Origin of the sequence: Alicyclobacillus mali NBRC 102425 (genome assembly GCF_001570745.1) — a bacterium.
GTDB lineage: Bacteria > Bacillota > Bacilli > Alicyclobacillales > Alicyclobacillaceae > Alicyclobacillus > Alicyclobacillus mali.
This window is the reverse complement of record NZ_BCSG01000017.1, coordinates 84,399-108,269: the sequence shown is the minus strand read 5'-3', so window position 1 is coordinate 108,269 and position 23,871 is coordinate 84,399. Positions and strand designations below refer to the sequence as shown.

22 protein-coding genes and 2 tRNA genes are annotated in these 23,871 nt (G+C 63.2%); 6 read left to right on the top strand and 18 right to left on the bottom strand.

Annotated elements, in window-relative coordinates; translation table 11 throughout:
• The first annotated feature begins 60 nt into the window (after positions 1-60).
• Positions 61-1,113 (top strand): YjgB family protein, encoded by a 1,053-nt coding sequence (locus AMA01_RS06915; protein WP_067849360.1) that lies wholly within the window; start codon positions 61-63, stop codon positions 1,111-1,113.
• Positions 1,114-1,231: 118 nt separating this feature from the next.
• The gene (locus tag AMA01_RS06910; RefSeq protein ID WP_067849358.1) at positions 1,232-1,774 is read left to right on the top strand and encodes a 1,2-dihydroxy-3-keto-5-methylthiopentene dioxygenase; all 543 of its coding nucleotides are present in this window, start codon (positions 1,232-1,234) and stop codon (positions 1,772-1,774) included.
• 356 nt (positions 1,775-2,130) lie between these two features.
• On the opposite strand, the gene AMA01_RS06905 is transcribed toward AMA01_RS06910, so the two are convergent.
• On the bottom strand, positions 2,131-2,754 hold the full coding sequence (locus AMA01_RS06905) for a TetR/AcrR family transcriptional regulator (RefSeq protein ID WP_067849355.1): 624 nt from the start codon (positions 2,752-2,754) through the stop codon (positions 2,131-2,133).
• A gap of 121 nt (positions 2,755-2,875) precedes the next feature.
• On the opposite strand from AMA01_RS06905, the gene AMA01_RS06900 reads away from it, so the two are divergent.
• The gene (locus AMA01_RS06900; protein WP_067849354.1) at positions 2,876-5,017 is read left to right on the top strand and encodes an MMPL family transporter; all 2,142 of its coding nucleotides are present in this window, start codon (positions 2,876-2,878) and stop codon (positions 5,015-5,017) included.
• A 63-nt stretch (positions 5,018-5,080) separates the two neighbouring features.
• Here the strand turns inward: AMA01_RS06900 and AMA01_RS06895 are convergent.
• The 5 genes from AMA01_RS06895 to AMA01_RS06875 all read right to left on the bottom strand — a co-directional run bounded on the left by AMA01_RS06895 (position 5,081) and on the right by AMA01_RS06875 (position 6,367).
• Positions 5,081-5,157: transfer RNA gene (locus AMA01_RS06895), tRNA-Asp, on the bottom strand.
• A gap of 3 nt (positions 5,158-5,160) precedes the next feature.
• A tRNA-Met gene (locus AMA01_RS06890) sits at positions 5,161-5,236 on the bottom strand.
• A gap of 65 nt (positions 5,237-5,301) precedes the next feature.
• Positions 5,302-5,523: a hypothetical protein gene (locus tag AMA01_RS06885; protein ID WP_231862857.1), complete on the bottom strand. Its 222-nt coding sequence runs from the start codon at positions 5,521-5,523 to the stop codon at positions 5,302-5,304.
• Positions 5,524-5,582: 59 nt separating this feature from the next.
• A complete protein-coding gene (locus AMA01_RS06880; RefSeq protein WP_067849351.1) occupies positions 5,583-5,897 on the bottom strand; it encodes a hypothetical protein in 315 nt (104 codons plus the stop codon).
• Positions 5,898-6,037: 140 nt separating this feature from the next.
• Entirely contained in the window at positions 6,038-6,367 is a 330-nt protein-coding gene (locus AMA01_RS06875; RefSeq protein WP_067849349.1) for a hypothetical protein, read from the bottom strand.
• A gap of 98 nt (positions 6,368-6,465) precedes the next feature.
• On the opposite strand from AMA01_RS06875, the gene AMA01_RS06870 reads away from it, so the two are divergent.
• Positions 6,466-6,705, top strand: a complete 240-nt coding sequence (locus tag AMA01_RS06870) for a YkuS family protein (protein ID WP_067849347.1) — start codon at positions 6,466-6,468, stop codon at positions 6,703-6,705.
• Between the two features lie 47 nt (positions 6,706-6,752).
• Here AMA01_RS06870 and AMA01_RS06865 read toward each other — a convergent pair whose 3' ends face one another.
• The 6 genes from AMA01_RS06865 to AMA01_RS06840 all read right to left on the bottom strand — a co-directional run bounded on the left by AMA01_RS06865 (position 6,753) and on the right by AMA01_RS06840 (position 15,154).
• Positions 6,753-7,694, bottom strand: a complete 942-nt coding sequence (locus AMA01_RS06865) for an ROK family protein (RefSeq protein WP_067849344.1) — start codon at positions 7,692-7,694, stop codon at positions 6,753-6,755.
• Positions 7,695-7,719: 25 nt separating this feature from the next.
• The gene (locus AMA01_RS06860) at positions 7,720-8,994 is read right to left on the bottom strand and encodes a glucose-6-phosphate isomerase (protein WP_067849341.1); all 1,275 of its coding nucleotides are present in this window, start codon (positions 8,992-8,994) and stop codon (positions 7,720-7,722) included.
• 75 nt (positions 8,995-9,069) lie between these two features.
• The gene (locus AMA01_RS06855) at positions 9,070-9,693 is read right to left on the bottom strand and encodes a histidine phosphatase family protein (RefSeq protein ID WP_067849339.1); all 624 of its coding nucleotides are present in this window, start codon (positions 9,691-9,693) and stop codon (positions 9,070-9,072) included.
• Positions 9,690-12,047 carry an RNA polymerase recycling motor HelD gene (gene helD, locus AMA01_RS06850; protein ID WP_067849336.1) on the bottom strand — a complete coding sequence of 786 codons (2,358 nt, stop codon included), beginning with the start codon at positions 12,045-12,047 and terminating at the stop codon, positions 9,690-9,692. Before helD ends, AMA01_RS06855 begins: the two co-directional genes overlap by 4 nt.
• A gap of 135 nt (positions 12,048-12,182) precedes the next feature.
• Positions 12,183-14,540 carry a YhgE/Pip family protein gene (locus AMA01_RS06845; protein WP_067849333.1) on the bottom strand — a complete coding sequence of 786 codons (2,358 nt, stop codon included), beginning with the start codon at positions 14,538-14,540 and terminating at the stop codon, positions 12,183-12,185.
• A 5-nt stretch (positions 14,541-14,545) separates the two neighbouring features.
• Positions 14,546-15,154 carry a TetR/AcrR family transcriptional regulator gene (locus AMA01_RS06840; RefSeq protein WP_231862856.1) on the bottom strand — a complete coding sequence of 203 codons (609 nt, stop codon included), beginning with the start codon at positions 15,152-15,154 and terminating at the stop codon, positions 14,546-14,548.
• Positions 15,155-15,334: 180 nt separating this feature from the next.
• Here AMA01_RS06840 and pcp point away from each other — a divergent pair, with 180 nt between their 5' ends.
• Positions 15,335-15,973, top strand: a complete 639-nt coding sequence (gene pcp / locus AMA01_RS06835; protein WP_067849327.1) for a pyroglutamyl-peptidase I — start codon at positions 15,335-15,337, stop codon at positions 15,971-15,973.
• 102 nt (positions 15,974-16,075) lie between these two features.
• Here pcp and AMA01_RS06830 read toward each other — a convergent pair whose 3' ends face one another.
• The 4 genes from AMA01_RS06830 to AMA01_RS14265 all read right to left on the bottom strand — a co-directional run bounded on the left by AMA01_RS06830 (position 16,076) and on the right by AMA01_RS14265 (position 19,581).
• On the bottom strand, positions 16,076-16,366 hold the full coding sequence (locus AMA01_RS06830; RefSeq protein ID WP_067849324.1) for a hypothetical protein: 291 nt from the start codon (positions 16,364-16,366) through the stop codon (positions 16,076-16,078).
• A 12-nt stretch (positions 16,367-16,378) separates the two neighbouring features.
• Entirely contained in the window at positions 16,379-17,047 is a 669-nt protein-coding gene (locus tag AMA01_RS06825) for an ABC transporter ATP-binding protein (RefSeq protein WP_067849321.1), read from the bottom strand.
• A gap of 16 nt (positions 17,048-17,063) precedes the next feature.
• Positions 17,064-19,235: a stage II sporulation protein M gene (locus AMA01_RS06820; protein WP_067849318.1), complete on the bottom strand. Its 2,172-nt coding sequence runs from the start codon at positions 19,233-19,235 to the stop codon at positions 17,064-17,066.
• Between the two features lie 124 nt (positions 19,236-19,359).
• A complete protein-coding gene (locus AMA01_RS14265; protein ID WP_067849315.1) occupies positions 19,360-19,581 on the bottom strand; it encodes an uberolysin/carnocyclin family circular bacteriocin in 222 nt (73 codons plus the stop codon).
• A 608-nt stretch (positions 19,582-20,189) separates the two neighbouring features.
• Here AMA01_RS14265 and AMA01_RS06810 point away from each other — a divergent pair.
• Positions 20,190-20,744 carry a helix-turn-helix domain-containing protein gene (locus AMA01_RS06810; RefSeq protein ID WP_067849312.1) on the top strand — a complete coding sequence of 185 codons (555 nt, stop codon included), beginning with the start codon at positions 20,190-20,192 and terminating at the stop codon, positions 20,742-20,744.
• Between the two features lie 120 nt (positions 20,745-20,864).
• Here the strand turns inward: AMA01_RS06810 and AMA01_RS06805 are convergent, their stop codons facing one another.
• Both AMA01_RS06805 and AMA01_RS06800 read right to left on the bottom strand, forming a co-directional pair.
• Positions 20,865-22,481 carry a gamma-glutamyltransferase family protein gene (locus AMA01_RS06805; RefSeq protein WP_067849308.1) on the bottom strand — a complete coding sequence of 539 codons (1,617 nt, stop codon included), beginning with the start codon at positions 22,479-22,481 and terminating at the stop codon, positions 20,865-20,867.
• A gap of 30 nt (positions 22,482-22,511) precedes the next feature.
• Positions 22,512-23,753 (bottom strand): aminopeptidase, encoded by a 1,242-nt coding sequence (locus AMA01_RS06800; protein ID WP_067849305.1) that lies wholly within the window; start codon positions 23,751-23,753, stop codon positions 22,512-22,514.
• Positions 23,754-23,871: the final 118 nt, after the last annotated feature.

Genomic DNA, 23,871 nt, shown 5'->3' with positions numbered 1-23,871 from the left:
GTGCGCGGCAGGATCGTCTCATGATCAGCTGTTCATTCGCTGCACAAGGGGGCGTGCGATGTGAGACACAGGGCAGAAGAAAGAAGGGGCGAGCGGCTGCGCTGGGCGCCCCGGCTCGGGCTTGGCGCCGCGGTGGTCGTGTCGCTGGGATTGGCGGGGTGTGGCGCCGAGCGCCCGGCCAATGGAATCGGTTTGCCAGAAGCGGGAACGGCTCAACCCGCCGCCAATGTCGCCAGGAGCGCGACGAACGCAGAGCCGCAGGGAGCGGGGACTGCCGCGGGCTCTGCGGACGTCGCACAGCCGGAGCGGGCAGACGCGGGCCGCGCCCCGAATCCGGGCGAGATGGTGCGCAGCGTGATGCAGGCAGCACTGCGCGGCTCACTTCCCGGCGTGCCGTTTGCGGACGGGGAGAACATCGATCAGGTGATGAAGGCATGGGGATCGCCGTCCTCACAGGCGTATGCGGGCGCCGGCGTCTACTTCACGTACCGCGCGAAGGACGTGGCGTTTGGCCTCAACAAAGGGGAACAGATTTTCGACGTGCGATCCTACGCGCAGGCGCTGCGCACGCTCACGTACCATGACATCGCCGGCGTCCTCGGCACGCCCGGCAGCGTCCGCTATACGCAGGACTCCTACATCTACCTCTATCCAGCGGGGCCTGACTACCAGCTTTTATGGGTGTTCCCGAGGCTACCGAATGGCAGCCGCGGGCCCACGGTCGATCACGTCTCGGTCTTTTGGCCCCAGGGCACGGTGGACCTGATGGCGGCGACCCAGCCGGCTCCTGGCGTCGTGATCGACCGCCCGCCGAGTGAGCGCGAACACACCGTGAGCTTTGATATTGCGAATGCGCCGAAGGGGTACCGGTTGGAGGAAATCGAGTGGATCCCGAAACAGGGCGACGCCGTGTTCGACACGTGGACGCAGGCCGTCGCTCGCGCCGAAGCGCACGCCACGGCACCCGGGTTTCTCGCCTATCCGAATCAGGCGTCCATGACCTTCGTGTATGCGCCGTGGATGAAGGGCGAGGTGGGCCAAATCCGAGTCATCTACCAAGCCACGTCCGGCGCCGCGATGTTGGGCACAAGCGCCTGGCTCAGCCTGAGCTGAGATGAGGCCCCTGCTGCCCGAGTCGCCTGCCTGTGGACAAATGCCGGGCGGAATTCTACGATATACGCAAGCGGCGGATGTCCGCGGCCATGGAGATGCACACAGGGAGGTCGGCGTGGTGGCATACGTACGGATTCGCAACACGGGCGAAGAGATCCGCGGTGAGGACCAGGTACGCGAATTCCTGAACCGCAATGAGGTCTATTACGATCACTGGGATGTGGATCGGCGGCTCCCGGAGGCGCTGAAGGGCAAGTTCGATCTCTCGGATGCGGAGAAGGACGAGATTCTCCAGGCGCTGCAGGAGGAAATTCAGGACCTCTCGCATAAGCGCGGCTATGTGAAGTGGGACGTCATTTCGCTGTCGGAGTCGACGCCGAACCTGGACGAACTCCTGAAGAAGTTCGAGCAGGTGCACACGCACACCGAGGACGAGGTCCGCGCCATCGTGTCGGGGAGCGGTATCTTCATCATCAAGGGCAAGGACGGGGGCTATTTCGACGTGGTGCTTGCCGCCGGTGACGTCATCTCGGTGCCGGAGGGCAACCCGCACTTCTTCACGCTCACGGACGAGCGCAAAGTGGTGGCCGTCCGCCTGTTCATCGATCCGGCAGGCTGGGTCGCGCACCCGTACGAAGATCCCGCGTTTCAACAGGCGTGATCGCGCATGCACGGGCGGCCGGCATGGCCGTCTTTTTTCGTGTCCACGCAGCCGTGACGGACCACGGTTCGCAAACCGCGGGCCCGAATGGTGGGCGGCGGCCCGGCCAAGCCGCCGCCCCGACGGCTCGCCGCTCAGCAGGAAGCCGTCGCAACCGGCGCAGCCGGGACAAACAGGAAGAACAGCACGAAGATGATCAGGAACACGACCGCCCAACGGGTGTACCCACCAAACACGCCGTACATGAACATCCTCCTCCTTCTTGCGAGCGTTCGCTATACGGTATGTGGCGGCGCGCCCGTCAGCCTAGACGTTCGCCCGGTTTTGCCAAGATGGGCGCTCATCCCGCCCACGCTTCACCGCGGCTCGATGCCGCGCCAGAGCAGATCCACGATGTCTGCCGCAATCTCGTCGATGGCGGCTTGTCCCCCGCCGCGGCGCCGCAATTCCGCCTGTCCCATGCCGAGCAGCGCCAGGTACGATCTCGCCACGAACACGGCGTCCACCGGCCGCAAGCGCCCCTCTGCCATCTCCGCGTGCAATGCTTGAGCGATGACTTCCACCAGTTGCTCTTCCGCCCGGTGCATCTCGTCCAGTTGATCCTGGCGAAGCGCGCGTTGACTGCCCCGAAGGATGTGATTCATGTCGAGCGTCGCTGGAATGGCAAGGCGGGTCCGCGTGAGCTTCTGCAGCCGCTCGCGCAGGGGCCCATGTTCGCGCAGAATGACCTGCGTGCGCTCGCGGGATGCGCGCATGACCGCCATCATCGCGCGCTGAAACAACTCCGTCTTGGAACCATAGTAGTAATACACGACGGCCTTCGTGACGTCAGCTCGTTCCGCCACGTCGTCCATCGAAACGGCCGCGAATCCCTGATCCATGAAGCATTCCGCAGCCGCGCGGAGAATTTTTTCAGCCGTCGGCTCGTCTATCTCAACCTGCGGCGGGCGCCCAGGCCGCCGGCTCCTCGCGTTCCGCATCGTCTCACCTTCTCATCGACATCGCCTTCGATGGTATCGGATTTTGCACGGCACGCAAAGCGCATTTACAAATTAACTATCTGGTATATATAATTACGACATCGCTGAAAGGAGGTCGACGATGTTGCATCGTTTCTCTTCGAAAGTCCGAACGTGGAGCGGGACCTGGCGCGCGGCGGTTATCCTCGGATGGCTCCTCGCCGCGACCTTGCTCGCCGCGGTCTTTCCCGCGGCGTCCAAAGAGGAGATCAACCGCTCCACGCTTCTGCCCGCCTCGGCCCCCAGCCAGGTGGCAACCGCCCGAGTGCGGGATGCGTTCCCCACGTCGTCCGGCACGCCCGCCATCCTCGTCTTCTACGATCCGACCGGCATCTCCTCCGCCGATTGGGCTGCCATTCGCCGGACCGTCCGCGAACTTCGCACGCATCCCGTGACGGCACAAACGCAGGTGCCCCCGCTCGATGCGCTCCCGTCCGGACCTGCGGCGCGCTTCGCCTCGAGTGACGGCAAAGTGGTGAGCTTCCCCGTGCTCCTGCGCGCGGACGCATCGCAGGACCAGCTGAATCAGGCCGTGGACGAGATCGATCAGGACCTCCGCGCGGCGGTCGGCGGCGACGCGCTCAATCGTGCACTGGACCGTCCCGGCCTGCACGCCTACGTGACGGGGCCAGCAGGCATTGCAGTCGACGCGACGCATCTGTTCCAGCACGCGGATCTCGCCCTGCTCATCGTGACGACGTTGCTCGTGCTGGCACTCATGATCGTTCTTTACCGCTCGCCCATCCTGGCCTTGGTGCCGCTTGTGAGCGTCGGGATCGCATACACCGTCGTGAGCTCGCTGCTTGGCGCGTGGGCTCATTACGGTGGCCTGACTTTCGACGCGCAGACCCTGTCCATCCTGACGGTGCTACTCTTTGGCGCCGGAACGGATTACTGCCTGTTCCTCATCGCCCGCTACCGCCAGGAGCTGCGGCGTCATGAGCGGCCGATCGACGCCTTGCGGGCTGGCTACAAGGGCGCGGCAGTTGCCATTCTGATGAGCGGCCTGACGGTGTCCGCCTCGCTTCTGTCTCTGTTGGCGGCGCGATCGCCGTCCTTCCACGAGTTCGCGATCCCCTTCAGCGTCGCGGTATTCGTGATGGCCCTTGTCGCCATCACCTTCGTGCCGGCGCTCATCGGTTCGCTTGGGCGCGCAGCGTTTTGGCCACGAATTCCCCGCTATGAACCAGATTCGCCAGACGCAGGGCAGCCAGGGGGCGTCTCGCGCTGGCTCGGGCGGACAGCGGTGCGGCGCCGCACGCCGGTGGCCGTCCTTGGCTCGCTCGCCCTCGCCGCGTGCTGCCTCGCCCTGCCACACGTGCAAACCAGCTACGATTTGCTCTCGTCCTTCCCGGCAGACATGCCTTCGCGCGAAGGCTACGCCGTGCTGTCGGCCCACGAGAGCCCAGGCGCGCTCGCGCCCATCGATGTGCTTATTGAGGGCGGGAGCCCCGAAGGTGCGGTCCGAGCCGTGCAATCGCTCCCCACCGTCGATCAGGTGAACCTGGTGGCGGTCCGTGACCGTGCCCAAGTGGCTTTGATGCAGGTGGAGCTGCGAACGAACCCCTATAGCGAAACCGCCATGGCGGCGCTGCCATCCATCGAGCGAGCTGCGGCCACGGGCGCTTCAGCGGGCGGGCAAGCGGCGCACGTCTACCTGGCCGGCGAAACCGCTGCGCAAGAAGACACGCGAGCGATCACGGCTCGAGACACGCGGGTGGTCATCCCCATTGTGCTTGTCGCCATTGGGCTCCTCCTGCTCGTCTATTTGCGATCGGTCGTCGCGCCGCTCTATCTCCTCGCGACCATCGTGCTCTCCTACGGCGCCGCCATGGGCCTTGGTTGGCTCGTGATTCGTGAGGTCCTCCATCAGCCCGCCATGCAGGGGGCTATCCCGCTTTACGCGTTCGTCTTTCTGGTGGCACTCGGCGAAGATTACAACATCTTCGTCATGTCGCGCATCTGGGAGGTCTGGCGCCAGGGACAGGCTCACGCCGCCGTGGAACGTGGCGTCGCCGACACGGCAAGCGTCATCACTTCCGCCGGCCTCATCCTGGCAGGCACGTTTGCCATGCTCGCGTCGCTGCCCATCCAGGTGCTGCTGCAATTCGGCGTGGTCACGGCCATCGGTGTGCTGCTGGACACCTTCGTGGTGCGGCCCTGGATGGTCCCCGCCATCACCGCGATTCTCGGAGACGCGGCGCGGTGGCCGAGGCGCACCTAGCGCACGGCGCCCGAGGCCGCTCCCATTCAACGCAAAAGGACCGCTCGCTTGAGCGGTCCTTGTTGGCGGAGCCGACGGGATTCGAACCCGCGATCTCCTGCGTGACAGGCAGGCATGTTAGGCCTCTACACCACGGCTCCATCTGGTTGCGGGGGCAGGACTCGAACCTGCGACCTTCGGGTTATGAGCCCGACGAGCTGCCAACTGCTCCACCCCGCAGAGTGCCTTCGCCATCGCCTTAACGCGGCGAACGCTTTAAACTATAACACAGCATGCCCATCTCGTCAAGGGCCATTCGGCGCCTCCATTTCAATTTCCAACAGCGGTTCCGGCGCAAAGGGACGGTTTTGCGCCTGCCTTTCGGCAAGAAAGCGCCGAATCTGCTGCTTCACGTCCTGTACTGCATGTCCCTTGTTCTGCCGAAGCGCACGGCACATCGGGATTTCCGCGCACGTCGCCACATACATGCCGTCTGGCATCTGAAACGTCGAGATGTGAAGTTTCACCACACTCACTCCCCATCCCGATTGTACTCAAGCCCGCCCCTCCGCGCCAGCTTGGCTGGCTACGCCAGGTGCACGCGCACAATATCGTCACCGCGGATGTCGCAGAGCGCCAGCGTGCGATTCACGTCTTCCACGAGTGCCCGCAGGATCTCGCCTCGCTCGTCTTCGTCAAGCGCCGGATCCAGCTCAATCACCTGGTTCACGAGAAGATGGATGGAATCCACATTCGCTGGCCGAATGTGCACCGAGCGATCCCGCCGCCGCTGAAGATGGTGCACGCAGATGCGCTGAACCAGGCAGACGACGAGTTGTCGCTCGCGCTCGCTAAGTCCTTGTTCGGGGTATCGAATTTGCAACTGCAGTCGGTCGGCCATGCGTCAAGCCCCTTGTCGGCAAGCCCAATCTCCATTCTCTATCGATTCTACAAAGCGCAGGACCGATTGTCTTCTGGTGATTGTTGCCTGGAGGTGATCGCATGGCCGCGAGATGGCATGAACTTCCGAACGACGGACGCTCAGTGATGGTAAATCGCCGCGCCGATGATGAACAAAACCGTGGCGACAACCCACCCCGTCAACCGGCGAGACCTCGGCGCCGACGGCGACGTCATCACGTGCAGGATGATGACCGCCACAATCATAATGATGGGGTGAAACACGAACGACCAGTTCGGCTTGCGCACAATCCACGTGATGATGCCGAGCAACACCTGCAGGTCAAACAGCCCAATGACAACACCGCGCAGCGCTCGAGGCAGCCCACGCTGCGTCGCAATTTCCCACGCCGTCGCCAGGATGGCCAGAATGATGAGGATGACGCCGAAGATCATGTGCACGTGTCCCACTTGGGTGACACCTCCTTCCAAGGCAATACCCCGCCCGCATATTTTCGAACCGCCCTCAAACACTATGCCGTGAACGAACGCCCAAGGAGGGATGCTTCATGAAAGCCGTGGCTGTGGAACCAGGTCTGACGCCAGTCAAGGAGTATCTTCAGAGCCAGGGCTGTCAGGTGGTTGACATGTCCTCCCACGTGGAGCCTTCGGTGGGCGCCGTCGTGATCACGGGGCTCGACAAGAATCTGATGGGCATGCAAAGCGCCATTCAGCAGGTCCCCGTCATCTCGGCCGACGGCCTTTCACCCGAAGCCGTGTACGATCGCGTCAAGGATTACCTCCGCTGACTCCGCGCGACGTTCGCCCAGACGTGAGGCAGGGGAAACCTCCTGCCTCACAGGCTTTCGATATCCTGCAACACGAGCCGTGCGGCGCCCAGGACGCCCGCCTGATCGCCGAGTTTCGCCGGAACCAGTTTGCACGCGCGCGCGACGCGGGCCAGCGCCTCTCGCTGAAATGCCTCGCGGAGCGGCTCCATCAGCTGATCTCCCGCGTTCACGAGCCCGCCCGCGACGACGATGACGTCCGGGTTCAGGATGTTGGCGACAATCGCCAGCCCGACGGCGAGCCAGTGAATCATGTCGTCCACCACCGCGCGCGCGGCCGGATGGCCCTCTGCTGCCAGCGCAAAGACGTCTTTCGCGGTGAGCTCTCCGCCGTCCGGGCTCCTGACGCCCGCCGCGACGGCGTGACGCACAAGCGCGGTGGCTGAGGCGAGGGTCTCCAGGCAGCCGCGGTGGCCGCAGTTGCACAGTTCCCCGTCGTTTTTCACCATGATGTGACCGATTTCACCCGCCATGGTCGAAGCGCCGCGGTGAATACGCCCGCCAATGACGATTCCGCCGCCGACACCGGTGCCGAGGGTCACGCAGAGGGCGGTGTGCGCGTTCTGCCCCGCGCCGAGCCACACCTCGCCGAGCGCCGCGACATTCGCATCGTTGTCCACGCGGACAGGTTTGTCTAGCGACGCCTGGAGCAGATCCGCTAGGGGGACGTCTCGCCAATGCAGGTTGACCGCTTCCTCCACCCAGCCGCGCTGCACGTCCAGGAAGCCCGCCATGCCCACACCCGCGCCCACGACGGAGTCCCACTCCACGGACGCCTCGTCCGCCATGGCGCGAGCCTCCGCGCCGACCGTGCGGGAGAAGGCCTCCGGCCCCTGCTCGGGGGCCGTGGGGATGGACTTGTCCGCCAACACGCGGCCATCGCTTCGCACGATGGCCAACTTCACGTTTGTGCCGCCAATATCGATGCCAAGCGCAAGCTTCTGTTCCATCCGTTGCCCCTTCTCCTCTAGTCCCTTACGCCTTCAGGCGCGATCGCATCTCGTTCTTATATGCCTCGACGCCCGGCTGATCGAACGGGTTGGTGCCCATGAGATACCCTCCAACCGCGCAGGCGACTTCAAAGAAGTACACGAGTTCGCCGTAGAGCGACTCCGGATCGCCCTTCGCCCGAATCAGGATGTTGGGCACGCCGGCCTCGCTGTGGGCCACCATTACGGACTCCACGGCCACCTCCTGCAGCCGCGAGAACGAGACGCCGTCCAGATACGCGTTCTTCTCGTCGAGGCCGTGCGGCACGGCGAGCTCCGGTTCGTCCGAGAAATGGACGTCGAGCACCGTCTCCACGAGGATCTTGCGCGCGTCCTGTACGTATTGCCCCATGGAGTGCAGATCCGTCGTGTACCGCAACATCGTGGGGAACAGGCCGGTGCCGTCCTTGCCCTGGCTCTCGCCGAACAACTGCTGCCACCATCCGGCGAAATCCGCGACGCGCGGCTCGTACGTGACAAGCGCTTCCGCCACAAAGCCCTGCTGGTACAGCACGTGGCGTGCAAGCGCGTACTTCACCGCCGGGTGATCCGCCACCTTGAACTTCGAGAGCTCGTCGCGCATGCGCGCCGCGCCCTGCATCACGCGCTTGTAGTCGATCCCGGCCAGCGCCATCGGCAAAAGCCCCACCGCGGTGAGCACCGAGTACCGCCCGCCGATGTCATCCGGGATGGGCAGGGTCACGTACTTGCGCTCGTCCGCGAACTGGCGCAGACTGCCCTTCTCGGCGTCCGTGATGGCGCAGATGCGCCGATTGGCCTCCTCGGCGCCGTACCGTTTCTCCAGGTATTCGCGGAACGTGTGGAAGACCGCGGAGGGCTCGAGCGTCGTGCCCGATTTCGACACCACGACCAGCGTGACCTCCCGCTTATCCAGGTACTGGAGCAGGTGCGCGTGATACGTCGGGCTAAGCTGCTGGCCCGCGAAAATCACCTCGTGCTCGCCCTCGCCCGTGAACGCGGGCTTCGCCATGGACAGGGCCGACTGCGCGCCCAAATACGATCCGCCGATGCCGATGACGACCGTCGCGTTCGATTTCGCGCGAAAGTCCGCCGCAATGGCGTCCACATCGCGGTACAGCGCGCTGTGATCCGCCGCCGGCCAGCCGATCCACCCTTTCCCGAAGGCGTCGCGATCCTGGTTATTCAACTCGCCGAGCGCAAACTCCGCCAAAGGCGCAAGCCGCTGCTCGTGTTCCTCCGTGAACCATTTTCTCGCTTTCTCCAGGGATAGTTCGATCACGTCTTCCCCTCCTAGCGTCGCGAATCTCCGAAAGTATCTTACCACAACGCGCGGCTAAACCATTCCGCGCCGCGCCTATTCGTCCCGCTCGGGCACTCGGTTAAGCGCGTGCAGCCGCACGCCCTCCTCCTCGCGGTACTCAAGGATGTTGAGGCAGGCGTTTTCCTGCACGATGCGGCGGTAGTGGCGCGCGTCGAGACCCATGAGGCCGAGGATGAGCAGGCGATTGAGTGTGTTGTGGGCGACAATGACGAGATCGCCGTCGCGATAGCGCGCAACGACGTCCAAAAAGGCGTCGACCGCCTCCTGCTGCCGCTCGTACAAGTCGTCCCCGCCGGGAATGCGCGCCTCCTCCGGGTGGACGAGCCACTCGGCGTACAGTTCCGGGTACAGCCGATTCACCTCGGCCCGGGTCAGCCCCTCCCAGGCGCCAAACCCGACCTCGCGAAACCCCTCGTGGGCGACGAGCGGGCAGTCCGCAGCCCCCGGCAGCGACTCGCGGATGGCCGTGGCAGTCTCGAGCGATCGGAGCAGACCAGAGTGGACGATGGCGGCCGGGCGCACGCCCCGAATGAGCCGCGCGGCGCGGCGGGCCTGTTGCCATCCGAGCGCGGTCAGTCCCACGTCGGAAGTGCCGCAGAACCGCTCGCCGTCCGCGTTGTACACGGTCTGCCCATGGCGGAACAGGTAGATCTTCACGTCGCGTTCACCCCCGCCGCGTCCACGCGCTCGTAGGTGTCTGCAGGCTGCGACAGAATCCACGGGCTCGCCTCACCCACGGATACCATGCGCAGCTCGTGCATCGCGCGCGTGCAGGCCGTGTACAGCATTTGCCGATCAAACGCGGTTCGGTACTGATCCCGCGACGCGTTTGCGACGATGACACCGTCGAACTCGACGCCCTTCGCCAGGTACACCGGCGCCACCACGACGCCCGGCTCAAGGCTCACCGCGCGCTTGTCGAGGCGCCGAAGCTTCACGCCGCACCGCTCCAACGCTCTCGTCAAACGCCCCGCTTCGGCCTGCGTCTTGGTCAGGACCGCCGTCGTCTGATACCCCGCATCCGCAAATTCTCCAAGCCACTGGGCGATCAAGCCGGCCTGCTCGGCCTCGCCGGATACCTCCGCCAGTTGCGGCAGCGCGCCGTCGCGATCGAACGGCTGAATCTCTGTCCCCTTGTGCGCCATGCCGCGCGTGAACAGCACAATCTGCTTCGTCGAGCGGTAACTCTGCCCAAACGCCACCCGGACGAGCCCGGGGAAGAGCCGCGCCATCTCGTCCTCCTCGAGGATGCCGGGGCGATGCGGCGACACGAGCTGCTCGGGATCGCCAAGCATGGTGATGCGGCTGTAGGGGAAGAGGCTGCGGATGAGGCGCAACTGAAGCACGGAGTAATCCTGCACCTCGTCCACCAACACGTGCCGGATGGGCGCGCTCACCGCGCGGCCGAGGATCTGCTCCTTCATATACAGGTACGGCGTCGCGTCCTCGTACCAGAGCGTGCCCTCGTCCATCTCGCGAACGGTCTGTCGGCAGATCTGCGCCCAGTCTTCCGGTTGAAAGCCCTCGGGCGGGTTCGACGCCGCCTGTTCAAACCAGGCGCGGTACATCCCCGCGGTGTCCACGAAGCGAAGCGTCTCCACGAAGCGGCGCGCGGGCCGAAGTGTCCGGCGAAGCACCTCTCGTCCGAGCAGCCGGCGGGCTTCCTCCTGCTCGTCCAGCTCAGGCTGTTCGCGCTTGCGCTTGGCCGCCGTGCGCTCTGCGCGGCGGTACGCCTCGTCCGGCAGGCCGTCCACGGCCTTCTGCACCCAGTCGGAAAGCGCCTCGTCGCGCTCAAACTGGCGCAGGCGATTTAGGAGATCCTCCTTGACGAGATCGACGCGAAGCGGGAGGCGAAGTCCCGAATCCGTCCTGTCGAACGCCGCCTTGACGTCGGTCGCCGTCGCGATGACGCGCCCTTCGACCAGAATGGGATGGAAGCGCATCTGCGGCGCGAGGCCGGCGACGTACCGGTCGAGCTCGTCCGCAAACGCCTTCGACGCCTTGTGCCGCACCGCTCTCGCCATGCGGCTGTCCTCGCCCGCTTCGAGCAGGCGCTCCATCTGATCGAAGGGATCCTCGACGACGAACTCGTTTTGAAGCCTGGCGCAGAGATAGTCGTAGAACGTCGCCTGTTCGATGTTGTCCTCGCCGAGCTCGGGCAACACGTTCGAGATGTACGACATGAACAGCGGGTTCGGCGAGAAGAAGAGCATCTGGCGCGCGTCGAGATCGCCCCGGTGCTTGTACAAAAGGTACGCTGCGCGCTGGAGAGCGGCCGACGTCTTGCCGCTGCCGGCCGCGCCGGTGACGAGGAGCGACGGCGACTCGTCGTCGCGGATGACGACGTTCTGCTGGCGCTGGATGGTCGCGACGATGTTGTGCATCTGTGCGTCGGAGCGGCGCGACAGGGCGTACATCAGGAGCTCGTCCCCGATGGTTAGCCCTGCGTCAAACATGGCCAGGATGGTGCCGCCGCGGATGACGAATTGGCGCTTGAGCTTGAGCTCGCCCCGCACCATCCCGGCCGGCGCCTTGAACGAGGCAGGTCCGGGCAGCGCGTCGTAGTACACGCTCGAGATGGGCGCGCGCCAGTCGTGCACGAGGAATTCCTGCTCCCGCTCGTCGCGAAACGACGCAATCCCAATGTAGATGGGCTCGGCCTCGCTTTCGCCCTCGTATTGGAAGTCAATTCGCGCGAAAAACGGCGACGAAATCTGGCGCTCCAGCGTGCGCTTGGTCTTCGCCGCCTGTTGGTGACGCCGCTCCCGCTCGCCGAGGACCTCCGCCTGCTGGCGGATGGCGAAGTGGGTTTCGACGAGATCGTCCAAGGTGCTCAGGTTGATGGTGACGTCGTCCCAGAAATGCCGGCGAAATTCGACGATCTCGCCGCGCACGCCGCGCAAGACGCCTTCAAGCTCCGCGAGCTTGGCGCGCATGGCGGCCACGACGCGATGAGCGTAGGCTTGCTCCGTCTCCCAGTCGGGATGGCGGGCTGATGGTTGTCCTTCCATGCGACCGTTCCTCCTTCGGCGTGGCGCTCTGCGAACGGCGCGACGACCTTCGCGGTCTGCGCGACGCCGTCTCAACAGACGGAGGCGCTCCCGTCAGGAGCGGGGGAGCGCCTCGATGGAGTTCTCCGTATCAGTTTACACCGTTTTGGGCTCCGCGCGCCCAAGGCGGCGGAAGAAACCCGCGAAAATGACCATGCCGATGACGATAAAGGCCGCTGTGTAGATGGCGAGCTCCGCGAGATCGCGCGCCATCAGGGACGGATCGCCGCCGCCGACGAGATACCGGAATCCGCTCACGGTGGCGTTCATCGGCAGCCAGGGCCCCACCGCCTGGAAGAAGCGGGGAGACAGGCTCACGGGGTAGGTTCCCGATGTCGACGTCAGCTGCAGAATGAGCAGCACCACGCCGAGGAAGCGGCCGGGATTGTCGAGCAGCGCCACCAGCGCAAGCAGGATGGACGCGAAGGTCATGCTCGCGAGGAGCGAAAACAGCACAAACTCGACAGGATGCGCCGCATGCACCCCGACGAGGCCGAGCACGACAGCGTCGGCGATGAGCGCCTGCGCCCAGGCGATGGCGACGACGAGCAGCCACTTTGAGAAGAACCACTTGAGGCCGCTTTTCGGTTCGCCGGAAGGCTCGCGAAATGGAAAGACGACGCTCATCATCAGCACGCCGACGTACAGCCCGAGCGATAGAAAATACGGCGCAAAGCCGTTCCCGTACGTCTGAATGTCGCCAAGCTCCACCTGGTGCAGGGAAACCGGGTGCGCCACGGCCGTCAGCACGGCGCCGCCGTGGAGCGCCTGCAGCTTGGACGCGCCGCTTGTGAGATTGGACGCGAGTTCGGCGGAACCGCTGGCGAGCTTGCCCACGCCCGCCTGATAAGCGCTGAGGCCATTTGCGAGCTTCTCGGCGCCACCTGCGAGCGAGGACGCGCCTCCGGCGAGAGCGTGGTTTCCATCCGCGAGCTTGGCGGCACCGGCCTGAAGCTGCGCCAACCCGCCGCTTAGAGAGGACGAAGCCTGCTGCGCGCGGCCTGTGCCCGCCGCAAGTCCCTTCGCGCCTTGCGCGATTTGGTCGGCACCCGAGGCGAGTTGGCCGGACGCCGTCGCCAACCGTGCGCCTCCTCGCGCCACGCCGCTTGCGCCCTGCGCCAACCGTTGAAGCCCCTGTTGCAGCGGGCTTGCCCCGGATGCCGCCTTCGTCAGCCCGGACGCCAGCGAGGATGCGCCAGATGCGACCTGCGCGGCCCCCTGCGACAGCCCTGTCGCGCCCGCGGCGAGCTCTTCGTTAGCGGATGCGGTCTGCGAGGCGCCCTGCGCCAACTCTGCGCTCGTCGCGAGAAGCGACTGAAACGCAGGTGTCTCGGCGAGCGCAGGATTGGCCTTCGCCAACTGCTGAAGCCCTTCCGCCAACTGCTTGGCGCCGGACGCCACTTGCTGCGATCCCGCCGCGGTCTGATTCGCAGCCTGTGCAAACTGGGACGCGTTTTGCGCGAGCGCCTCGGCGCCAGACGCGAGATGCGACGCGCCAGTATCCAACTGACTCAGGCCGATCGTCAGCTTGCCTGCGCCCGCGGCCAGCTGGGACGCGCCCTGTCCGACCCCTTGAGCCGCCTCGCCCAGCTTGCTCCCTGCCTCGCCGAAGGCCCGCGCTTGATTCGCCCAGGATGAAGCGCCCTGCGCGAGCGCCTCGGCGCCTTGGTTCAGCCGCGAAAGCCCCGCGTTCAGGCGGCCCGCACCAGACACGGCCTGCGACGCACCTTGCGCCAGCGCTCCAGCGCCCTGAGACGCCTGATAAAGTCCACCTTCCAGGCGATTCGCGCCTGCGGCCAACTGGGACGCTCCGCTCACGAGCAACTCGCCTTTCGCCTCAAGCTCTCGCCCGCCGGAGGCGAGCGCATCCGCGGCCCGGGACGCCTTGTGAAGCCCCGCGCCCGAGCTTTCGAGCGCATCGACCAGCGACGCCGTGTAGGACTTCGCAAGTCCCAGCGCCGTCTCCGACGCAAGCTTCACCGCCGCATTCCGCCCAATGACGCCTGCGATATAGTTGTACCGGTCATTCGTGACGCTCGTGATCTCCGGCGCGGGCGCACCGGTATGTTCGGCCCTATTGACGGCGCGCTTCGAAAAGTCGCGCGGAATGACGATTTCCATCGCATACGCCCCGTCCTCCATTCCCGCGGAGGCCTGCCTTTGCGTCACGAAGTGCCAGCCGAGGCTGTGATCGCTTTTCAGCTTCTCGACGAGGTCTCGCCCCGCGTTCAAGCGCTCGCCGTGAAACGAAGCGCCCGCATCCTCGTTGACCACAGCCACCGGCAGGCGGTCGAGATGGCCGTAGGGATTCCAGAACGCCCAGAGAAACGCGCCCGCGTACAACACCGGGATGAGCGCGATCCCGACGGCTTGCACCATCATCTTGGGTTTTCGCAGCCTCGCGAACTCCTGAAAGACACTGCCGCGCGCAGCGACTTCGGAAGCACTGGCCATCCGACTCACCTCTCCTGCTCAGTCTGCGCGTTCCCGGGCTCGCCCTCGCCGGGCCTCAGGCGCAGGCCATCGACAAACAGGCCCGTGAAAAGCTCGTACAGCTCCTCTTCCGAGAGCGCACCTTCCGCAGGCGGAAAGTCGCGCAACACCGCCGTGTACGCGCGCAACAGGACGAACGCCACGAGGTCCAGGCGGCACGGCCGCACCACGCCGAGGTCCACGCCGCGCTTCAGGTGGCGCGCGAGATAATCCAGGATGGCGGTCTCAAGCTCCTGCAGACCTGCGCGCGCCTCCGCCGTCCCAAACTGCCGAACCTCCTGGACGAGCTTCGAGAGCATGGCGTGATCGGCGCGAAACCGCATCAGCGCGCGCAGGCCGCGATCGAGATTGCGAAAGTAGTCGTCGCCCTCCGTCTGGGCCGACTCGAACGCGTCCCGCACCTGCGCGATGACCCCGCGCAGCATGTGCTGAAACAGCGCTTCCTTGCTCGGGAAGTGGAGATAAATGGCCCCCTTGCTGACACCCGCGAGCCGGGCGATCTGATCCATGGTCGTGCCCTTGTAGCCAAATTCGGAGAACGCGCGCCTGGCCGCCTCCTCGATGCGATCCCGCATGGTCATCCCTCGCTTTCTGCGCGCTGTGGCGCTCTGACCAAAATTCTAATATGGTCATTTGGTCATTGCAAGCGCCGCGCTCTCCCTGAGCCGACAGGATTTCCGCGAAGCAAGCGCGAACAGTTTAGCATTGGAACCGCGGCAACACCGCGGAAATCGGTCGGCGATGGGGGAAGGCCCATGGACGCAATATTGGTGACAGGATTCGAGCCGTTTCAGGGCGAGGCGCTCAACCCTTCGTGGGAGGTGGCGAGATCGCTCGCCGGAGAGACCGTGGGCGTCCACTATCGAATTGTCGCGCGGCGCCTGCCCACGGTGTACGGTCGGGCCGGCGAGGAGCTCGTGAGTGCCATCCGAGAGGTCAAGCCGCGCGCCGTCGTCTGCCTGGGCGAAGCGGGCGGCCGCACGCACGTGACCCCGGAGCGCATCGCCATCAATATCATGGACGCGCGCATCCCGGACAATGCGGGCCAAAAGCCCATCGACGAACCCATCGCGCCGGACGGGCCCGCCGCCTATTTTTCGACGCTTCCGATTCGCGCCATGGTCGAAGCCATGTGTGGCGCCGGCGTACCCGCGCACATCTCGAACACGGCGGGGACGTTCGTGTGCAACGACACGTTCTACCGCTTGATGCACTTCATCGCCGAGGAGTCGCCAGGCATCATTGGGGGCTTCATTCACGTGCCGTACATGACCGAGCAGGCGCTTCACAAGCAGGCGCCGTCCCTGCCGCTTGCGACGCTCGTATCGGGCATTCGAACAGCGCTTGCCGTCGTCGCCTCGGCGCTCGGCCCGGCAGGCTTGCCAAAGTGCTAGGCTACGTTGAAGAGGGGGCAGCAGTTTGCGCCTCCTCCACCAACGTCGGTAGGTATCGTCCACCTATCCGGCCATAGCAGATGCGCGGAGGCTGCGACTCTTTTATCGCAGCCCGACCACGATGTACGTGATCATGTCGATTACAATTAGTCCAGTAATTCCAGTGCGAATGAGCCGTACCCATGGCTTGTCCAAGCCTTTGGACCTTGACGTGAACAGCCCAAACGCCAGAATAAAAAGAGCGGTAATGACAAGTTTGAACACCGTCGGATTCACGTGGGGAACCATAAGCTGACCCAGATAGAGCGACTTTCCCACCTTTGCACCGAGAGCCAAACTCGCGAGCGTTACCGCGCCGGCCAGAAACGAAATGCCCTCCTTTTGAAACGTCATGCGTATACCTCCTCAGTCCCCGACATCTCCTGCGTTGAAAATGCGCCCATCGCGCAGCCAAACTTCCCGAGTGGAAAACTCTGCAGCTAACTCGTCCACATGGGTGGTGAAAATCACCGCCGCCCCCTGTTCGACCCGCGCCTTAAGCTCTTGGGTAATTGCTGTTCGCGACTCGTGGTCGAGCGGAGAAAACGGCTCGTCGAGCAAGAAGATGAGCACGGACCGTGCCAACATCATCGCCCAATACAATTTGTGGCGCATGCCGAGAGAATACTCTTTCACGAAACGGTCCAGCGCGCCAACGAGCCCAAATTCCTTTTCCGCCCGCTGCATCCAAGCGTCCATATCGTCGCGCGGGATCGAAAACAGATAGCGGATGAATTCGGCGTTTTCCCGGCCCGTGAGATAATCGAACAGATAAGGCTCGGCGGGAACGTAAGCGATGGCCTCCGCGTAACCGCGACTGCGATGTGAAAGCAATTGACCGCGGAAGCGGACGTTTCCCGCTTGTGGCCGCAACAGTTGCGCTGCTATACGGAGCAAAGTCGATTTTCCCGCTCCGTTTGGTCCTCGGAGCCAGACGATTTCACCGGGGCCCACCTCCACACTCACATCCTCAAGCACAGGCTTGTTAGGGTCGTAATGAAAGATGACGTTTTCGAATGCCAGCAAGGGTTCCATCACTCACCTCATCACCTTAAATCCCAAAGATGGATTCCATCCAAGCAGCGAGGAAGAGAAGTGCCATGGCGCCGAACGATAGTGCCGCTGCCCATCTGAGAGCGACCCATCTCTGCGAACCCGACTCCATGCCTCGCCCACCCGTCCCTATCGACGCGAAGAGAAGGTAAGGAACAAGGGCCGCCAGCAACTGAGCGGGAATCTCAAACACCGCGTGGGGAAGAAACGCTGTGTAAATCCAGCCCGCATGTTTCTCCTGGAACATGAGGCAAACGGCCTCACCTGCGATAAGGCCATTGAAAGCGAGCAAAACAAGACTTCCAAACCCCAACGTGAGAAGTCCCAACCCTGCGGCCATCCCCCAAGACACTACGTTGTGAATAAAGTACGCCTGCCAAGCGAGGTGAGGATTGTGCGCGATCGGTGGTACGAAGGAAATCTCCAAGTAAGCGCCTGCTGCAACCGCGAAGGCATAAATTCCACACAGTGCAAGGACCAGACGCCCCCAGCGCGAGAGAAGCGCACGCCTAAACGTCCGCCAATCACGTCGATTCTCCGGATCTTCGGAACGATGAGCATTTTGTCCGAGATGGGTGCCTCGGCCGGATAGAATCCACGTCCATGCGATCACGCCGACATCCACGCAAGCCAATGCAAGTGCCAAGAGACTGATCCATTCATTGGACATCGCGTTTTGAAAGAACAGGGTCAAACACAAGAAACTCAAAAACGCGATGTAAAGCAGCCTTTTGGGGAGTTGTTCAAGAATTCGAATGAACGTCAGTCCCACATTTTCGCGAGCCACGGCAAAGATATCGTCGTAGTCATAGCGATTCATGGCAAAGATGCGCAACGAGCACACCAAAAACGCCAGTGCGCAAATGGCGATCAAACCCGTCAGACCTATTGCTAAGTTCCAGGCTCCAATCCGTTGCACGAAGCCAGCAACCAGGAAAATCAATAACAGTTCAATGACCAAGGGCAGGCCGAGGAGCCCAAGAAGTCTGGCCTTCGACCTTTTCAGTCTCCACAGACTCTCCGTGGGCGACAACCGGATCAACTCTTGCTGGCGCAATTCACTCCCAGGGTAGACGATAGGAAAACTCCAAAAGAACAGACTCGCTGTCTGATAGCAGGATTGGAGCGCAATAAACCAGCAGCCCAGCACGAAACCTGCTGGCGACGTGACACCGAAGAGACTGATGACCACGCCCAGCGCTGAACTCACCACCGGCGGCATCATCAATTGCAAGGGGGACGACAAGGGTGTAAAGACCTGGTTTCGTTGAAGCCAAAGAAGGTCTCTCCGGACAAACGGATCTGACGGCCAAATCGCGCGCGCAACAGCGTGGTAAAACACATAGATCCCTCGCAAGCCAGCGCCCACACCGGTACCACCAGCCTCAAGGATGCGCGCCTCACGCTTCGCGTTGAACAAGCGGATGACGATCCAAGCCGCAAGCCCGACAAGCCCAACAATTTCTTCCTGGCCCGCATGTCCGTACACCCACACCGTACACGTGTGCCTCAAGCTCAGCAGATGCTCCCTCCAAGCGTTAGAAAACGCTCGAAGCGTACGTTCCGGGTCCATGACCAACATCGAAAACGGCAAGGGATGGCGAGCTATGGGAACGATCAGCCAGTCGGTCCCCACTGCTGTCAACATGGTGAGACCGACGAGGGTTAGCAAATATCGCCAGTACGAAAAAGGAATTTGAATCCGAGAACCTACTGGTTTCGCTCGCGAAGTCAGCGTCGATAGATGAATGGCTGTGACGACACCGATAAAGATTACGGCCAGGCCCACGCCGAGCAACGGATTGGCAGGCCAGCTCACAAGTACTAAACAAGCGACAAGTTCGGGACCACCGTAGTGAATCCAAAAGCTCACCGTCTCTGCTGCAAGACGTGCGACCCACAAACGCTCAATGGGATGTGGCGATAGATATAGAACCTCGCGAAGAGCTTCTCTGTCTAACCCAACGATGCCTCGCCGCGCCACGCTCCGAGGTAGGTAAAGATTAAAGGCGAGCACCAGTCCTGCAGTGACGGGCCAGGCATCCCATTGGCGCATATTCAGGACGAGCAGCGCCATAATGAGGAATATTGTATTTTGCAATAGATAGGCCACCGCAATGGTGGCCCACGGCGCAGGGAAGCCGAGCATGCTCTGAACACGATCTGTCAAACCGGCATACTCTTGTCGCATCTGGTGCCGTACAAGCGACCGCAACACTGGATTCCATGTCATCAAGCGTATCGGTACCCGTCCCTTCTCCGTTTGACGACCTACGACAGCGAGACGGAGGATTTTACCACGCTACAGCCTTCGCCCAAGCGTTCTGACGCAAATAATTCATGACGGTTGCGACGATATAATCCGCCGCGGCGTCCCAAGCGACCAAAGAGCCTCCAGAAAGCAAGGCCGTTATGATCGAAGCACCAAGGACCCCCCATCCCATGGTGTTAATTAACGCGACGATTTTCGATGCAAGCCAAGGCCCAACACCCAGAGACGATGCTACGTGGAACATATCGATTTAACCCCTTTCCTTGTATGTTATTATTATTATAAAACATATAATTATTTTCGGTTATATCAGATTGATGCCACCTTATCCTTCGGATATTGAGACGGAAGTTCGACCTGATGCACCTATAGAAATGCAACTCATACCAACTTTTCACGCCGTTCCGACACGGGTTTCGTGTTGATGCTTCACAACGATTGTCGCACCGCGACAAAGTTTTACAGTTGTCCTTGATTTGAAAAACCTCATGCACTACCCTTTCCGACAAGCTCTATTGTAGTTAGCCGTTCCAACTGTCGTGATATCACTTCGATGGCACATCTCTGTGTCCTACCTTTTCCACCGACGTGCTGCCAATGCGATGCCAATTATCCGGAAACCTCTTGCAACTGTACCGAGGATTCTTGACCATATGATATGTGTTGCCAAAATGCACAAGAGATTCAACCTGAGAACTCAGGGACTGTTGGAGTGATGCTCGTTTGAAAATTGTTTTGTGTACCAAAGATCGGTGCATTCAGTTCATATTTGAGAGGTTTACAAACCCATCAACCCGCGTTCTTCCATGGGCAGAGCGGTGCCTAGCTTTGCTGGCGTCGGAGAATGCGAGCTTGTACATCGACGCAGTGCCCGATTTGTCCGACGAGGATTGGGAGGTGCTCTTGCGTGACCGACCGTCATGTCCGCATTATGTGATGGTACGCAGAGCGCTGCGCGAGGAGGACTGGCGAAGAGCTACAGACGCAGCCCTGGAAGGTTTTTTGTTCGCACCCGTACCGGTCTGCTTGTGCCGTTTACAAGAAGAGAATTGGCTCACACATCTCATCATTCCGCCATCCGAAACCGCAGTGCATGACTACCCGGAGATTCCCGTGGGACCGTCCGTCACCTACCTTCCCTATCTGCGAGCTGTCAAGATCTCGACTGAATCCGGTGACGCCCACGTGGATCTCACCATCAATGAGTCTTCTCTTCTGCAGCTCTTTCTTCACAACCCAAACCGAATCATTTCTCGACAAGAGATCTCCGCCCTCATCTGGCGAGGGATTGCACATCCGGCATCCGTAGCCACACTCGTGGGCCGATTACGGAATAAGCTCGGACCCGCGGGCAAATGGATTGTCGGGCGCAGACAAGGGGGCTACATCTATCGCAAGCCTGAGTGATGCAGCCCCGCTGTACGCCGCCGATTCGGACACTCTCGTCCTACCCCGATGGCACCCTCCACAGACGACGCGGGCTGGGACCCTAGATAGGCAATTCCCCATCCGGCGCGCCTCTGCGCATCACCACGCGGCAATCGATCCGTCCGCGCGCGGCTCGGTCGCCCCTGCCAAGGCCCCGTTTGGCAGGCGCCAGATGACCTGCCCGCGGCCAAAAGGCGTGCCGTCGTCTGTCACCTCGACCTCGTGGCCGCGCGCCCGCAGCTCGGCGATCACGCCCTCACCCAAAGCCGCCTCCGCCAGCACGCGCTTCCCCTGCAGCCACTGCCAGCGCGGCGCGTCGAGCGCCGACTGGGGGTTGCGGGCGAGATCGAGCATCTGCACGAGCACCTGGACGTGGCCCTGAGGCTGCATGAAGCCGCCCATAACGCCAAACGGCCCGACGGGCTCGCCCCCGCGCGTGAGGAAGCCGGGGATGATGGTGTGGTACGGGCGCTTGCGGGGGCCGAGGGCGTTCGGGTGCGACGGATCCATGGAAAAATTGTGCCCGCGGTTCTGCAACGAAACGCCCGTGCCCGGGACGACGACGCCGCTGCCAAAGCCCATGTAGTTGCTCTGGATGTACGACACCATGTTGCCCTCGCCGTCCGCGGCGCAGAGATACACGGTGCCCCCGTAGTACGGCCGCTCCACGGCCGGCAGTCGAGCCTCCGCTCCAATCTTCGCGCGAAGCGCCTCGAGGTGGTCTTTCGACACGAGCGACGCGGGCGACACGCGCATGAAGCGGGGATCTGCCACCTCGCGCAGCGCCACCTCGAACGAAAGCTTGATGGCCTCGAGCATCGCGTGCGCGCGATCCGCCTCGTCCATACTGCCGAGATCCAGGCCGTCGAGCGCGCCGAGCGCCATCAGCGCCACGATGCCCTGGCCGTTCGGCGGCAGTTCCCACACCTCGAAATCCCGATAGCACACGGAGAGCGGATCGACCCACTCGGGCTTGTAGGCGGCGAGATCGGCCTTGGACAAAAGCCCTCCCGTCTCGCGGGCAAACCCGTCGATGATATCTGCGATCTCGCCCTCGTAAAACGCGCGCCCACCGGAGGATGCAATCGCTTCCAACGCCTGCGCGCCGTCCGGGTTGCGAAAGAGGTCCCCGGGGCCGGGAATTTCGCCGCCTGGCGCAAAGAGGCGGAAGAACGGCTCGTGCTCCGGACCGGTCAGCCGGCCTCGATGGGCCTCCATCGCGCGGCGCCAATTGCGCGCGGTCACCGGCTGCACCGGAAAGCCTTCGCGGGCGAGCGCCGCGGCGGGCGCGAGCACGTCCTTGAGCGGCAGCCGGCCGAATCGCTCGACGAGGGACGCCCACGCGGCCGGTGCGCCTGGCACGGTGACGGGCAGCCAGCCGTGCGTCGGCAGCTCGCGCAGGCCGCGGCGCTCAAGCTCCTCCCGTGTCAGCCGCTCGGGCGCGTGGCCGCTGGCGTTGAGGCCGTGCAGCTTACCGTCTTTCCAAACGATGGCGAACGCGTCGCTGCCGATGCCGTTGGAGGTCGGCTCCACGATGGCGAGAGCAGCCGCGGCCGCCACCACCGCGTCGATGGCGTTGCCGCCGCGCCGCAGAACCTCGAGACCCGCCTCAGACGCGAGCGGCTGCGTCGTCGCCACCATCCCCCGCCTGGCGAACACGACCGTGCGCCGTGAAGCAAACTCGTACGTCGTCGCATCCCAGTGAGGCTTTACCATCCCTCGTCCCCCTCCCCGCTGTAAGCGGCCTTACGCCTCGCTCGCCCACCGCCCACCGCGGAAGATGGGCACCGTGCGGCCGTCCTGAAGCACCGCGTCAATGTCGAGATGGGGCGAGCCAATCATGAAGTCCACGTGCATGAGGCTGTCGTTCAAGCCGTGCGCCTCCCAGTCCTCGTGCGCGAGCTGGTGGCCGCCCTCGATGAGCGGATACGCGCGGCCAATGGCCAGATGGCAGCTGGCGTTTTCATCAAACAGCGTGTTGTAGAAGATGCGGTTCATCTGCGCGATGGGCGAGTCCACGGGCACGAGCGCCACCTCGCCGAGGTAATGGCTGCCCTCGTCCGCTTCGATGATGGCCTTGAGCGCCTCCTCGCCCTTGTCCGCGCCGTACTCCACGATGCGCCCGTTCTCGAAGCGCAAGCGGATGCCTTCGATGAGCGATCCGCCGTGATTCAGCGGCATCGTGCTCGCAACCGTGCCGTTCACGCCCGTCTTCTTCGGCGCCGTGAACACTTCTTCCGTCGGGATATTCGCGACGAAGCGAAAGCCGTGGACGTCGGGATGGCCGGCCGCCTCAAAGTAGTGACCCTGCGCGAGTTCGATGGTCAGATCGGTGCCGGGCGCCCGGTAGTGCAGCGCGTGAATCTTGAGGCCGTTCAGCCAGGCAGCTCGGCGCTTGAGGTTGGCGATGTGCTGCTCCCAGTCCGCGATGGGATTTTCGCCCGTCGCCCGCGACGCCTGCAGGATATCCCGCCAGAGCGCTTCGAACCGCCGTTCGCGCGGCAGATCCGGGTGCACCGCGTCTGCCCAAGCCTGCGTCGGCGCCGAGGCGAGCGTCCAGCGATACCTGTCGTTTGTGCGCTCATTGTCGAACGGCCGGAACGCCTCGCGCACCGCCCGCTCCGCCTGCTCCACGCGTTCGCGCGGGATGCCCGTGAAGAGCGCCGGATCGCTCGCCGGCATGGCGATGTACGCCGCGCCCATCTCCGCGAGGCGCTCCACCCACTCGACTTGCCGCTTGGCGCGCTGGCGCAGAATGGCGAGATCCGCGCGCTTGACCGCCTCGCGCAGCCACCACTCGTCGCCCCAATCGATATGCACGTAGCTCGCGCCCGCGTCGTAGGCGGCCTGCGCGAGCAGCCGTGCAAACGGCACCTGGTCCGGATACACCTGGCGCGATCCGAAGCCGATGACGAGCGGTTGGCCCGGCTGCAGATTCACCCCCACGCGCACGATGAGTTCTGCATATTTGCGCAATTGTTCAATCACGTCGTTCGCTCCCCTTGTCAGCCATGAATGCGATTCTGCACGAACGCTCCTCCCCCACTATAACAAATCGCGCGCGTTCACGAGAGCTTCACACAAGGGACACACTTCCTTCGCAGAT

Coding starts and splice junctions, on each gene's coding strand:
- AMA01_RS06845 (WP_067849333.1), bottom strand. CDS start 14,540: ATGGCCAGTGCTTCCGAAGTCGCTGCGCGCGGCAGTGTCTTTCAGGAG.
- AMA01_RS06865 (WP_067849344.1), bottom strand. CDS start 7,694: ATGGAACAGAAGCTTGCGCTTGGCATCGATATTGGCGGCACAAACGTG.
- AMA01_RS06830 (WP_067849324.1), bottom strand. CDS start 16,366: ATGACGTTTCAAAAGGAGGGCATTTCGTTTCTGGCCGGCGCGGTAACG.
- AMA01_RS06870 (WP_067849347.1), top strand. CDS start 6,466: ATGAAAGCCGTGGCTGTGGAACCAGGTCTGACGCCAGTCAAGGAGTAT.
- helD (WP_067849336.1), bottom strand. CDS start 12,047: ATGGAAGGACAACCATCAGCCCGCCATCCCGACTGGGAGACGGAGCAA.
- AMA01_RS06805 (WP_067849308.1), bottom strand. CDS start 22,481: ATGGTAAAGCCTCACTGGGATGCGACGACGTACGAGTTTGCTTCACGG.
- AMA01_RS06900 (WP_067849354.1), top strand. CDS start 2,876: ATGTTGCATCGTTTCTCTTCGAAAGTCCGAACGTGGAGCGGGACCTGG.
- AMA01_RS14265 (WP_067849315.1), bottom strand. CDS start 19,581: ATGTTCCACGTAGCATCGTCTCTGGGTGTTGGGCCTTGGCTTGCATCG.
- AMA01_RS06840 (WP_231862856.1), bottom strand. CDS start 15,154: ATGCGGGATCGCATCGAGGAGGCGGCCAGGCGCGCGTTCTCCGAATTT.
- AMA01_RS06905 (WP_067849355.1), bottom strand. CDS start 2,754: ATGCGGAACGCGAGGAGCCGGCGGCCTGGGCGCCCGCCGCAGGTTGAG.
- AMA01_RS06825 (WP_067849321.1), bottom strand. CDS start 17,047: ATGGAACCCTTGCTGGCATTCGAAAACGTCATCTTTCATTACGACCCT.
- pcp (WP_067849327.1), top strand. CDS start 15,335: ATGGACGCAATATTGGTGACAGGATTCGAGCCGTTTCAGGGCGAGGCG.
- AMA01_RS06880 (WP_067849351.1), bottom strand. CDS start 5,897: ATGGCCGACCGACTGCAGTTGCAAATTCGATACCCCGAACAAGGACTT.